General features: G+C 41.6%; 11 protein-coding genes and 4 tRNA genes. 6 read left to right on the top strand and 9 right to left on the bottom strand.

Annotated features, from left to right (window positions below):
* Positions 1-65 precede the first annotated feature (65 nt).
* From AB4589_RS06285 to AB4589_RS06245, 9 genes are all read right to left on the bottom strand, one after another.
* Positions 66-749 carry a helix-turn-helix transcriptional regulator gene (locus AB4589_RS06285; protein ID WP_009845438.1) on the bottom strand — a complete coding sequence of 228 codons (684 nt, stop codon included), beginning with the start codon at positions 747-749 and terminating at the stop codon, positions 66-68.
* Positions 750-844: 95 nt separating this feature from the next.
* A complete protein-coding gene (locus AB4589_RS06280) occupies positions 845-1,726 on the bottom strand; it encodes a hypothetical protein (protein ID WP_372099792.1) in 882 nt (293 codons plus the stop codon).
* Positions 1,716-4,208, bottom strand: coding sequence for a fimbria/pilus outer membrane usher protein (locus tag AB4589_RS06275; protein ID WP_372099790.1), 2,493 nt, complete (start codon positions 4,206-4,208; stop codon positions 1,716-1,718). The genes AB4589_RS06280 and AB4589_RS06275 overlap by 11 nt, the downstream gene beginning before the upstream one ends.
* Positions 4,192-4,878: a molecular chaperone gene (locus AB4589_RS06270; protein ID WP_372099788.1), complete on the bottom strand. Its 687-nt coding sequence runs from the start codon at positions 4,876-4,878 to the stop codon at positions 4,192-4,194. The genes AB4589_RS06275 and AB4589_RS06270 overlap by 17 nt, the downstream gene beginning before the upstream one ends.
* Positions 4,879-4,880: 2 nt before the next feature.
* Positions 4,881-5,606, bottom strand: a complete 726-nt coding sequence (locus AB4589_RS06265; RefSeq protein ID WP_009845434.1) for a molecular chaperone — start codon at positions 5,604-5,606, stop codon at positions 4,881-4,883.
* Positions 5,607-5,720: 114 nt separating this feature from the next.
* A complete protein-coding gene (locus AB4589_RS06260) occupies positions 5,721-6,218 on the bottom strand; it encodes a hypothetical protein (RefSeq protein ID WP_009845433.1) in 498 nt (165 codons plus the stop codon).
* 77 nt (positions 6,219-6,295) lie between these two features.
* Positions 6,296-6,820 carry a hypothetical protein gene (locus tag AB4589_RS06255; RefSeq protein ID WP_017097466.1) on the bottom strand — a complete coding sequence of 175 codons (525 nt, stop codon included), beginning with the start codon at positions 6,818-6,820 and terminating at the stop codon, positions 6,296-6,298.
* Positions 6,821-7,579: 759 nt separating this feature from the next.
* Positions 7,580-8,584, bottom strand: coding sequence for a low-specificity L-threonine aldolase (ltaE, locus tag AB4589_RS06250; RefSeq protein ID WP_372099786.1), 1,005 nt, complete (start codon positions 8,582-8,584; stop codon positions 7,580-7,582).
* Positions 8,585-8,624: 40 nt separating this feature from the next.
* Positions 8,625-9,140: an NUDIX hydrolase gene (locus tag AB4589_RS06245; protein WP_372099784.1), complete on the bottom strand. Its 516-nt coding sequence runs from the start codon at positions 9,138-9,140 to the stop codon at positions 8,625-8,627.
* A 287-nt stretch (positions 9,141-9,427) separates the two neighbouring features.
* On the opposite strand from AB4589_RS06245, the gene AB4589_RS06240 reads away from it, so the two are divergent.
* The 6 genes from AB4589_RS06240 (at position 9,428) to AB4589_RS06215 (ending at position 13,240) form a co-directional block, all read left to right on the top strand.
* Entirely contained in the window at positions 9,428-11,083 is a 1,656-nt protein-coding gene (locus AB4589_RS06240) for an ATPase RavA domain-containing protein (RefSeq protein ID WP_372099782.1), read from the top strand.
* 12 nt (positions 11,084-11,095) lie between these two features.
* Positions 11,096-12,541, top strand: coding sequence for an ATPase RavA stimulator ViaA (gene viaA, locus AB4589_RS06235; RefSeq protein ID WP_304570641.1), 1,446 nt, complete (start codon positions 11,096-11,098; stop codon positions 12,539-12,541).
* Between the two features lie 196 nt (positions 12,542-12,737).
* Positions 12,738-12,811: transfer RNA gene (locus AB4589_RS06230), tRNA-Cys, on the top strand.
* Positions 12,812-12,859: 48 nt separating this feature from the next.
* Positions 12,860-12,935, top strand: a tRNA-Gly gene (locus tag AB4589_RS06225).
* Positions 12,936-13,015: 80 nt separating this feature from the next.
* A tRNA-Leu gene (locus AB4589_RS06220) sits at positions 13,016-13,102 on the top strand.
* 64 nt (positions 13,103-13,166) lie between these two features.
* A tRNA-Cys gene (locus AB4589_RS06215) sits at positions 13,167-13,240 on the top strand.
* The last annotated feature ends 11 nt before the right edge of the window (positions 13,241-13,251 follow it).

The following is a 13,251-nucleotide window of genomic DNA, read 5'->3' as shown; positions in this document are numbered from 1 at the left end:
ATAATACGATCTGTTGTAAAAATAACAGCAATCCAGTGTCTCTATATTTGTTACTAAAATATTAACTACATACCTGGTTGTATAATAGTCTCTAAACTATTGATAAAATTTGCTTTTCTTATTGCTTCTTTTCGGTTGGTTACGTTTATTTTTTTATATATATTATATACATGCGTTTTCACTGTACTTTCTGAAATAAATAGTTCACTTGATATCTCTAAATTTGTATCTCCTCTGATAACTCGTTTAAATATTTGAGCTTCTCTTTTTGTAAGGGTAGATAATATTACCTGTGACTTGAATGTTTGGGAGCGCGCATTGGATAAAATATGCGACATTAACTTCCTCGGTAACCATAGGTCGTCATCGCAGACCGTTTTCAAGCAACGTGTAAGGTGCTCTACAGGAGCATCTTGATAGATTATGCCTTTTATATTAAACATGTTGAATAGTTGCATTACGGTAATACTCTGTCCGGTAATATCAGAGGGAACGTCATAGATTACCCATTTGTTGGACTCTACTTTTGATAAGGTGATGTAGACATCTTTGATATCAGCTAAGAGTAAGTAACTAATGAGAATGACATCAAACGTCTTGCGATGATTCGAACGTTCAATGCCTGAAATACATTCGCGACTAAAACAAAAGTCACTGTATTTCTCTATTTCTCGTTGAATAAACTGGTTATTTATACCGTTATCGCCAATTAGGAGCATGTGCTTTAAATTATTTTTACTGTTATGCATACTTTACTCCGAAACTGACAAATCGTGTTGTGATTATATGACACTGGGTTTTATATAATTGCGTTGCATATCTCAGGATTTATATAATTACATATTTAAGGCTGCTGTGAAAGGAGAGGTTCTATAGAAATTTGTAATGTATCGTCATATATTCCTCCCGGTTTGTTCTCTGTTTCCCCAATTACAAAACTCAAAGGAATAGGTTGACCGATCGTAGCCGAAATACGCTGAATTTTTGCATCAAGTTGACCGAGGTTTACTCTATCGTTATCTAGGGAAAGTTCGTATGGAATATCCCATTTTGTCTCATCAGATTCATGACGTAGCATCCCTTGATGGGATGATTCCAATACGATGGTATACGCTGTATTACTTTGCACCCATAGGTTCGGTGCAGAACGAATAATCTTGTTTGAATATAATGTTCCTAGATCAAGGTCATAATGCTGTTGAGTTAACCCATAAAAGTGAACTTTTGCAGCTGGTGGCACGGTAACGGATACAGGGAGTGAGCTAGGGCTGATCTCTATTTGTTGGTTGTCTGAGGTATAAGAGGGCGACACTTCTAAAAGCCCCCGGTAGGTTCCTGACGCTAGCCACTGTTTGCTTGGGAAACGCATTTGTATGGTTGTCGAAGGTTGACTGTCGGTTAATGATAAATGCCACTGATTCGCGATTGGCACACCCTCTTGTCCACTCCACTCGAAGTTGAGTTTGTCTTGGTTTAACCCTTTTAACGTCCGACTGGTATCGTTAAGTTGTAAAACCAAACTCAATTTACAGGCTTCTCCAATTATATTCGCATCGATCCTATAAGTATTAATTGTTGCGTAAGTACCTGTGTTGAACACGTCGTATTGCGACTGGGATGAGACGGGTTGAATCGTCAATGCACTAGCTTCACATGCTAATACAGAGGATACAGAATTTATGGCGATGAGGAACCATCCACCCCACCGAAGTTGTTTAATCCACATACACATCTCCTAGTCTGATCAAGTTGTCACTGCGCTCGCTGAGAGTAATGACGGCTGACTCTTGTCCTTTAGTGTCTAGAATCAGTTGATATTTCCCTGGCTTTAACCCAGATATCGCAAATATGCCACTCCGATTGGTAAAGAAGTCAATCGGTAACTGTTTAGCTTCACCAAGGTAATGTGCTACACCAGCGACAAGTGAAATTGGATTGTTACTTTGACGGTCGTATAGCTTGCCAATCACGGTTAAGACCGCATCGGAACCAATTTGTAGTTGGAAGCCCCGTTTATAGTCAGGCTTAACCCAAAAAGCACCATCACCCAAATCATATCCAGGTGGTAAGTTATCGACCTCATAACCGATGACTTGGCTATTGTAAGCAACAAGATCAGGGACCATGGCACTGGCATCTCCGTTAAGGTAAACACGTGCATAATCTCCGTCTTTTGTTGGGTCCAATGCCACTTCATTCTCTGCGAGGCTTTCGTGCTTGCTGACAATAGCAAATGCTTCACGGACCGGTCTGCCGATCGTTACCGATGAACCTGCAAACGCAAGTGCACTGCTGATGGTCACGTCGGTACTGTGGTTTCTTGTGTCACCACTAATGTCGTCAAGTCGCGAGGCATGGGTGGCACTCAATTCGTAACGGTTTGCTGTATAGTTAATACCAGCGTCCATATCGGCGTCCGTTTCTTCATTCGTAATGACACTCGCAAAGCCTGATATCCCTCCGGTGTTACCTATATTATTCTGATAGCTGTAATCTAAGGCGGCTTCTCTTAGCTCTGTACTGTAACGACCGACGACACGAGTTTGTCGGCTAAGAGGCCAACTTATGGTGAGCGTAGTGCTGATGTCATCGTCTTTACTGGCGTGATCTTGATAGCTAACACGGGCACTCCAAGTCGCGTGAGTATCAAACAGTCCGTCCGATAAACTCGGGCTAATTAGCCAATAGTCGTTCTCTTTGTCTATTCCTGAACGGTAATTGACTGTCATGGCGGCACGTAATGACCGACTTAGATAAATCGAACCGAATGCAGAAGCATAATGAGTGGTTAAGTTGATGTTTTTATCGGAGGCGGCAAACCCAGCAACACCAGTAAAATTGTTGCTCAGATACTCATAACTAACACTCAGTTGTGGAGCCAGTGTATTCTTACTGGAAAATTCCGCATCGAATGCAAATTTGTAAGCATCGCCGTTTCCAAATACAGGATGTTCGCTACGTGAAGCATTGAGTTCAGTGACTCCCCATCTAGAAGCGATGAGTGCGGTAGTACCATATTGGTATAAATCTTCACGGGTTTGAAAGTTGGTACCTAACGTTAACCAAGGGTTAATCCCCACATCGACATAACCATGGAAAATACGCTCATCGGTTAGGTATTCTAGTTGTCCATTTTGGAGTTCAGAGGGTGCTCCGTACATAATGCTATATTCAAACTCACCGCTATTGAGCAAGTCGTTACCCGTCGCAATAGAAAACTCGATACGCTCTTCGTTTCCAGAACGATCGGTAATGACGAGTACAATATCGTTACTACCTTGCGCAAGAGGTATATCACTCAGGTTGTAGCTACCAGCGCCTAAAGTTAGTCGTTGGACTGCAATCCCATCTATATAGACATCGACATTCGAGGCTCTTTGAAGTGTGAATGATTGATTGGCTCGTGGTCGTGCATTTCTGGTTGGAATCAGTGTGAAATCTCGAGTTAAGCCAATACCAAGTATATCGGTACTGTCCTGAAAAGATTGGCCACTGTTGTACATATCGCCGAGCACAAGTCGTGTACCTTGCTGTGCAAAGTCAATATTAAGACGAGTTCCTTCTCTCACATATTGTGACTTTTTCGATGAACCATTTTCTAAATAGGATTCATATTCAAAATTGAAAAAACCAATGTTAAGTGCAGAGTCGAATTGACTGCGATAAAGATCTTGCCTTGACGATTTTTGATCGACATATTGGCTCTCATTGGCGGAAAGGGCGACGTTAACGTATCCGCTTAACAGACTTGGCTCAGCATAGTTATAAAAATCATCTGCGCCGTTCATCGAGAGTTGTTGGGTTAAGCTAAATTCTGGCGGAACTGTCACGATACATTCCAACGAAGAAAAGTCGAAATTTAGTCCCAGCCCTACGCTCATAAAGTGGTGCTGTGACAGCATCTCATCGTCTGTCGTGTCATGGAGCTTACCAATACCTTCTTGAGTGACGACAGACGAAAGGAGAGACAGCGTACTTTCCTTTGGCAAAAGAATTTCGTTGTTTGCGGTAATGATAATATCCGCTTCACCAAGAATGGTGTCACTTATCCTTAGTAAAGAGGTAAGTTGAATGTCGCGTCCTGTCGGGTTCAATACCATATCCTGGCCCCAAGTTACAGGGCTTAAGGCGGCACAATAAAACAGTACTAATCCCAAGACATAGAAAACTTGCCACATCTTGTGAGAGGTTTCAGTTTTCATATCCATGATAAGTGCCTACTGGTAAGTAATTTAAAGAAGAAGGCAAAGTAATAGTCGAGCGTGGTGGAATAAACTGTTCACCTAAAGCCTCATGTACCTTTTGGTTCTGAGATTCGAGCCCCTTAAAATGAAGTAACGATGTATAGGTAAATCGCGACCCTGAATTAGTGAGTGTTAGTTTTCCTTGTTCATCTATATGTAAGTTCACGTCAGGCTCTAGCGAGGATGAGTGAATGTGCAACAACGCATTGTAGTGAACTTGCAAATTGATACCGGTTGTTAAACTGGTAGGACTGTCCATTTTTTCGTTGTTTTGACCAATATTTACGGTACTGAAACGAACAAAGTAACTTTGGGAAGTTTCGAGTTGGCGGTTTCCCAACCATTGTATACGGAATACTTGACGTTCACCGGGTGCCAACATAGCGGCAGGTGGAAACACAAACATCACCTCACTCGATAGATCTGATGTTTGGAACGTACCATCAGGTAAGAATTTCAAACGACGAACGTTAGCTTCAAGTGGGAGATTCCGCGTTGAGTTGTTAGTCACAACCAGTTGCGATGTTGCCCTGTGATCGGTATTGAGTTCAATGACGGTTGGAAACAGTGTTATGCCAAGCGCTTGTGCACACAGAAAACAAGAAATGAACCCACCAAAAATATAACGTCTCATTGCTACTGATCCTGCTCGATTTCAATCGATAGCGTCTCTACATTGTAATTTTCAAGTGGCTGCATTTCGAAAAAACGAGTGGAATAGGGAAGAACTAAAGTTCCTGGAATACGTTTGGCGATTTCTACGCCTTTTAAATAGGTTGATTTTTTGCCGTCAGAAATTTTCCATGTCGTATTGGTTAACCGACCATAACTATTACCGCTGTTCAGTACTTCAAGGACCCATTTGTTATTCTTGTTATTTGGTTCGATACTTTTAATTTCTAGTTGAGAGGCAGTGTTCTGAGGTCGCACGTTGATAAGCGTATTAAACTGAAGTAACAGACTCACTTGCCCTTGGTTGCTACTTGCTCTTTGAACTTTCACTTGCTTAACAGCAATACGAAAAGCTTTTGACTCTGTAATGGACGGATCGCCTAAATATCGGACCATAATAGATTGCGAACGTCCAGGCTCTATAATTGCAGTTACTGGAATCACTAATAGCTCGTCATCTGCAGGCGTCGTGGTCTCTTTTCCGTATTCATTCATAGTCATAAATACTGGAGACAGTTCGACTGTGAGTGGTTCGGTAGACGAATTCTCAACCCTCATTGTCATTTGAGCTCTTTTACCAAGTGGCGTCATCTCCATAGACATCGGCTCTACTTTGAACGCATGAGCTGACAAACAAGTGAGTGACAATAATAAGAGAACAGTCCATTTATGCATGATCCATTTATACATCGCGATGAGCTCCAAATTAAACTAGAGTCGTAATACAACTGAGGTTAAGTTTTAATACAACAAAGGCTTAGATGAAGTCGGAGGCCAAATAATAGCCCCCGACTTATTCAACCTCTAATTTGAGGTGATATTTACGGTTAACGTATCTGAATAACCACCTGCCCATGGGGAGGTTTCTGTTGTCACAATATCAATGGACGCGGCAACACCAGTCGCCAATACTCCTGAACCACCATAAGAGTTACTGATTGAAACGTCATTTAGGCCTGGGCCTCCTGGCGCATTAAGCGTGAAAGGAGCTAAGCCTGAAGGGTTAAATGTTGCTTCGTATGTAAGAGCGTAGTCTTCGCTATCATCGGACTCTAGACCACCCTCAGCACTCGTCAGTGTTACAGTTGCACCATCGACGTCATTACACTTCATGTTAAGGCCACTAACAGAAAGGTTTTGAATTTGAGATACATTACCAAAGTCCATCAGTTGTGTTGAAAGACCAGTAACTTCACATACAGGTGAAACAAAACCAACTAGCTGGACATCACCAGGAGCGGCTTGAACTTGAGCACCAAAAATAGCTGTGACTGTTGCTGCGTAGAGTGTTAGCTTTTTCATTAGAAATTCCTTTATCTTAAATGATTGGCTCGAATACTGCTGAGCGTATGTTGTTCTGCAGATACATTGCAGAGCTTTTACTTGGTCACGCTATGAATCGAAGGGTAAACTTCGATCTCAATAACGTCTTGATAATAACCCGCGAAACGCAAGCTATTTTCGAGTGCTACCCTAAGGCTCCCCTGTTGAGAGAAAGGAATAACACCAGAACTGTTTATCATTACTGGTGAAGTAAGTTGGCTGCTGTGCCTACTTTCATAAAGACGAAGCTCGTCTATTTGTAATGACAGATTATAAGTTTCAATAATATCAACCCCTTGGTGTTGATATTTTAAGCCTCCATATTTTGAATTAATCGTTATACCCAACGGACGGTTACAATACATATTAAAAGGCAATAGTTGCACATCACGGTGTTCCGTAAACTTCATGACATTGCCAGAAAAGAAATTTATTTCGCATCGATCTTTGATCTGGCCATTAATTCCTAACGTTAAGGTGTTAGCACTGGTGTAGAATGAAAGTGACAGACTAAAAATTAACGTTGAGACGATGAATTTGTGAATAAATACGAATGCTCTAATCATCATTTCACCTCTCATTGATTGAATGTAACCTGTTGCTTAACTTTCAAAACTATAAGTGCTTTAAAAAATGGTGAAGTAGTAAAAAAAGTTTATTATTTAGACGAAGTATGAGTTTTAGTATGAGTTTAAGGTAAGGTATAAATAGTACATTTTTAGATAATAATTTTGTTTTCAATTAGATAGGCAGTTTTTGACCCACAGTTAAATTTACGAGTGGATTTTTATTAATTGATAAAATTAGAACTATGGTCTACGGCGTTATTTTTGGTGAATTTTTCGATGGATTATTCTTCCAGGAATATTTTATTTTTAGTTTTATTCACTGGTTTATAATTTGAATGTGACGATTTTTAATTGTAATAGTGAAAAGTGGCTATCTATATTAGTTGGTAATTTCTATTTAAATTAGCCTCTTACGATGTTTTTTTAGAATTGGTGTATTTTATTCTTAAATACCGTACGCATGGAAAATAAAAATTAAATTATTTGATTTTATCGTGCATGAAAAATTTAATCTCACAAATGAAAATCGAAATTTAACAATAATTTAATACTTAAACGCAGGTTTAATACATAGAAGGTATTAACATAGGCCAAAACAAGATTGCGTTCTGTTGCAGTTAATTTAGTTGAGTCTATTAGGCAGATTAGTCGGTATAGGTATAGGTGAGGTGGCTATTTTTCGGTGGAAGAGGTGAATGATTTTTTTAAAAGACTAAAGCTTCGTAAGGGAAGCTCTAGTCTTAATTGCTTTAATGCGAATCTTGTTCAGCGTTAAAGCGCACTTTCCAACTTAGTTAGGAAAGTCGCGATGTCTTTTGAACTGATATCTCTATGAGTAACAAAACGTACAGGGTTACCTGGTGACATTGTAATGCCTTGCTCTCCTAACTCCCGTGCGATACGGTTAATATCAATCGACTGATCTAACTTCGCAAACACAATATTAGTCTGAATGAAATCAGGGTTAACTGAGAAACCTTCTAACTTGCTTAGACCAATCGCTAGTTTTTTTGCGTTTTCATGGTCTACTTTAAGTTGAGCCACGTTCTCCGTGAGCGCCATTTTACCTGCTGCAGCAAGAATACCAGCCTGACGCATACCACCACCGACCATTTTACGCAATCGACGAGCTTTAGCGATGTACGCTTTGCTACCAAGAAGTAGAGAGCCAATCGGAGCACCCAAACCTTTTGATAAACAAATTGTCATCGAATCGAAGTGTTGTGCGATCTCTTTAATGTGAACATCTAGTGCAGCCGCCGCGTTATAGACACGCGCGCCATCTAAGTGCATTTGCAGGCCGTGTTGGTTTACGAACTCACGCGCTTCCGCTAGGTAAGAGATTGGCAGCACTTTACCATTGATTGTGTTTTCTAAACTAAGAAGCTTAGTACGAGCAAAGTGGCTGTCGTCTGGCTTAATCGCTGCAGCAAGCTTTTTAAAATCTAACGTGCCGTCAGGGTTGTTCTCGATTGGCTGAGGTTGAATCGAGCCTAATACTGCAGCGCCGCCAGCTTCGTATTTGTAGTTGTGCGCTTGTTGGCCACAAAGGTATTCGTCACCACGCTCACAGTGCGCCATTAAACCCAGTAGGTTGGCCTGTGTACCAGAAGAAGTGAACATAGCCGCTTCAAAACCGGTTTCATTTGCAGCCCATTGTTCCAGTTCGTTGACGGTTGGGTCATCGCCATATACATCATCGCCTACTTCTGCATTTGCCATTACATCACGCATAGCTTGCGAAGGTTTAGTTACGGTGTCAGAACGAAAGTCCATGTTTATCTCCTAGAGTACTATTAGGTAGTCATATAATTGGCTATAGATGGCCACATAGTTGGGCTTTGCTTAAACAAGCGATGGTTTTGGTATCGGTAATTTGATCGTTGCGAATTTTATGTTGCAGTTCTTCCAAGCTAAGTTCGATAACCTCTATTACTTCATCTTCATCACATTCAAAGCGGGTAGTAAGGCTTAAGTCTTTTGCGATGAACAAGTGTTGGATCTCATCACAGAAGCCAGCTAAAGGGGTAACTTGTCCCAAGCTCTGGAAATAAGTTGCACTGTAACCCGTTTCTTCTTCGAGTTCGCGTTGTGCACATTGAAGAGGTGTCTCATCAATTTCCATCGTGCCAGCGGGGAGTTCCAAAAGCCATTTCTTAAGAGAAGGACGAAACTGGTTAATGAGGATGATTTTTCCAGACGAAGTGATAGGAAGAATAACGGCCGCGCCGGGGTGGTTTATTGTTGTATGTTTTACCACGACGGTCGTAGGGAGCGTCACGTTCTCTTCTATAAGAGAAATACTTTTCCATTGATGGATAACTTTACTCATGCAATCTGGCCACTTTCCTTGCCAATTTTTCTTATAACTGAAGACGTGTACCACCATAACGTCTATGGTGTCGAAAATAAAAGAAAAATTAGGGTTAACAATAGATTTAGTTTCACACCATTCGTGATGCTACTCTCATAATTGGAATCTATGATTGCGCGAAAATTGCAGCTTAACCATCTGATATAAAGGCAACTCAATAATAAAAGATACTTGTAACAAAGTGCTAACAAATGTATAAAAACGTATCTACACTCTCAACTGTTCAAAGATTTTCGGAGTAACGCATGAACCCTTCTATTTCCTCACATGCTGACAAGGCGCTACTCTCTGAAAGAATCAATAAATTAGCGCATGCTCTCTCTGATGGCGTTTATGAAAGAGAAGACACCATTAAGCTTTGTTTACTGGCGGCTCTGGCTGGCGAAAGTGTGTTCCTATTGGGCCCTCCGGGTATCGCAAAAAGCCTTATCGCTAAACGCCTCATCCAGGCTTTTGACAACAGTAGCTACTTCGAATATTTGATGACACGTTTCTCTACTCCTGAGGAAGTGTTCGGCCCACTAAGCATTCAAGAATTAAAAGACAACGGTCGTTACGTAAGGCTGACCGAAGGCTACCTACCAACCGCGCAAGTCGTATTCCTTGATGAGATCTGGAAAGCAGGCCCTGCCATTCTCAATACGTTACTGACTGTGGTTAACGAAAAGACATTTAAAAACGGCGCAGACATTGAGCGTGTGCCGATGCGCTTGTTGGTTTCAGCGTCTAATGAACTTCCAGACGAAGACAGCGGGCTAGAAGCACTTTATGACCGAATGTTAGTTCGTGTGTTCGTCAACCGTATTCAAAACAAACAAAACTTCAAATCGATGCTGACAACAGGTACTTCTCAAGAAGCCGTCATTCCAAAAGGGTTAGCGATTACAGACATTGAATATCATCAATGGCAGAAAGAACTCGATAATCTGGAGCTGACGGATAACTCGTTTAACAAGTTATTTGAGCTAAAAACCATGCTTGAAGAGACGGTTAAGAAGCAAGGTTCAGCATCAGAGTCGGATTTGTATGTTTCGGACAGACGCTGGAAGAAAGCGGTTAAACTATTGAAAGCGAGCGCATTCTTCAGTGGCCGTGATAGCGTTAACCCGCTCGATATTATGCTTCTTCAAGATTGTTTGTGGCATAGCCCTGAATCTCGCGATGTGGTTCGTAGCGTTGTAAAAGATTTTGCGTTGAACCGAGCGTTTGAGCAGCAAGAGTCTAAATCTCAAATCGAAATGTCTCGTGAAGAGCTAGAAGAGATTCAAGATGATGTTGAATCGACTCTGTCGGTGTCGCTCTCTGTGGAGTCAACCAGTGGCTTACGACGTAAAGACGTTTACCAACATGATATCAAGAACGCGAAAATGTACAGCGTCGGTAGCGCATACAATCTTATTAAATTGGTTATGCTGCAAAGCAATATGTCGGTGTCTGAATCTGAGAAAGGCGATAGTCGTTGGGTGTATGTAGCCAAAGATGATTTTGACCGTGTTCTAAAAGAAGGTCATGGCGACATTTACGGTTACGTAAACGAAAACAAAAATCTATGCCGTTTAAAGCTCGACTTGGATGCATCCAATCAATTAGTGATCAAAGACATTGCTAATCGTTCTGTATTGGTGAGTGTGGTGACTACTGACGGTTTAGACCAAGAACTGTATAACAAGTGGTTGAATGGCGCTGAGAAAGCCCTAGAACAGTTAACTTCAGCTGAATTCAAGTTAAAAAGAGTACGCACTGAATTCCATGACGCATTACCGCATAACTATATTGACCCTGATTTACCGAAAGCGATGGAATCAAGCTTACAGGCGGTAACACAAGAGCTTGAAACGACAAAAGTGAAGAGTAGCAAGATCGCGCAACGCATCAAGTTCATGAGTCAGTACTTTGAGTAAGAGGGGGAGCATATGTTAGGAGCTGACGGCTTAAACCTCGCTTTGATGGTGGCTGACTCAGGTATCATTGATACCGCGATGAATGATCTTATCGCTCGTTCTCAAGTGATGATGGCTGCTGAGAATAAAGGTGTGAAAACATCAGTCAAAAACCACTTAGTTAAATGGCGCGGTAAAGTAAAAAAACGCGTCACTAAAGTGTGTGAAACCGACCGTTTCCAAGAGGAAATCGCACTTTACCAAGAAGTGATTTACTGGGATGAATCTCAGTTCTTTGACGAGATTGATAGCGTTATCAAGAAGCTAGAGTGGCACTCAGCATTTTATCTACAAGCAAGACGTTTGATGGAAAACAATAAAGGTGTTTATAACGCGATGTTTCCACACTACTTTTGCGACCAATGGTACCAATCACTATCAGATGCGATTAAACAAGCTCAAGTCACCGAACTCGAAACAAGCAAAGAAAAAGTCTTAGCCGATCTTTATCAGCGCATGGAAACCATGAAAAACATGGATAAAGTGACAGAGTCGGGTGATGAAGGCAGTGTAGGGCGCTTGTGGGACATGGCATCTGCCAAGTTAAGCAAAACAGACCTTACCATCATGAAACGTCATGCTGAGTTCTTGAATAAGCACAAGGGCTTGCAAGAGATCGCTGAAAAGCTAGGCCGTATGGCTGGTGAAGAAGATGATCCTTCGCTACACAAAGCTCCTGTAGAAGAACTGCAGATGGTTGAAGAGAAAAGCGATGAAGCGGTCGATGATATTGTTGGGATTCACGAAAGTGATGATCTCAACAAGATGCTGCCAAACGAAACCATGTTCCTCGCTTACCCTGAACTTGAGGTTATCTTTTATAAGCACTTGGCCGACAAGCGTTTATTGAGCTATCGTTCGCAAGGTAAATCACGGACATTACGTAAAGTAAAAGCGCAAAAGCCTGATCGCAAGAATATCGATATTGAAAAAGGCCCGTTTATCGTCTGTGTCGACGCTTCTGGTTCTATGAGCGGTTTCCCAGAGCAGTCAGCCAAAGCTATGGCTTATGCTTTGATGCAGATAGCTCTAGCCGAAGAGAGAGACTGTTACGTGATTTTGTTCTCTTCTGAGCAGATTACCTATGAATTAACAAGGCAAGATGGCCTACGTGAAGCGAGTGACTTCTTAAGCTATTCATTCCACGGCGGTACGGATCTAGAACCTGTACTCATGAAGTCGATTGACCTAATGACGGGTGATAAATACAAGAACGCAGATTTGATCGTACTTTCTGACTTTATTGCCCCTAAGCAATCTGATGAAATGATTGCACAGGTTGAAAAACTGAAAGAGCACAAAAACCGTTTCCATGCGGTTAGTCTTTCGAAATATGGCAACCCACAACTTATGACGATGTTTGACCATTGTTGGGCTTACCATCCAAGCCTAGTCGGTCGTTTTATGAAGAAGTGGTAACGTCGAATTCCTTAATTTGCTCCATTTTGCTGCGTGTTTATTGATTGAAGAGATCGAACATGCAGCAATTTGATTTAAATGTCAGCAAACGAAATTGAAATTCATTTTTTTGTTTGACTATCTCCCCTCGATCCGTAAAGTAGGCACCCGAACACAGTGGTGCTAACGTTTAGTCGGTGCTAACGTGTTGAAAAATGGCGCCTTGGCAGAGTGGCTATGCAGCGGATTGCAAATCCGTGGACCTCGGTTCGACTCCGGGAGGCGCCTCCATTCTCTTTCTCTCTTATTTAGTTAATGAGAAATTAGACGAATGAAATTGCGATACTAGCTCAGTTGGTAGAGCGCAACCTTGCCAAGGTTGAGGTCATCGGTTCGAACCCGATGTATCGCTCCAAATTTTGTAATGTTGATTCATTTCGACATTAAGATGGTGTTTTACTTTTCAGTAATCGGCATCGCAATAAAGAATTGCGTGCCCTGGTGGTGGAATTGGTAGACACAAGGGATTTAAAATCCCTCGACGTTCGCGTTGTGCCGGTTCAAGTCCGGCCCGGGGCACCATCTATTTGATTGTTATCTTGTTTGGTAATGTTCAAAAGAGTTGTTCTCTTAAAACACTATTGAAGGCGCCTTGGCAGAGTGGCTATGCAGCGGATTGCAAATCCGTGGACCTCGGTTCGACTCCGGGAGGCGCCTCCACTATTCAGAAA

Origin of the sequence: Vibrio sp. 10N.222.49.A3, from assembly GCF_041475145.1 — a bacterium.
GTDB classification, from domain to species: domain Bacteria; phylum Pseudomonadota; class Gammaproteobacteria; order Enterobacterales; family Vibrionaceae; genus Vibrio; species Vibrio tasmaniensis_A.
This window is presented reverse-complemented; position numbering and strand designations above follow the sequence as displayed.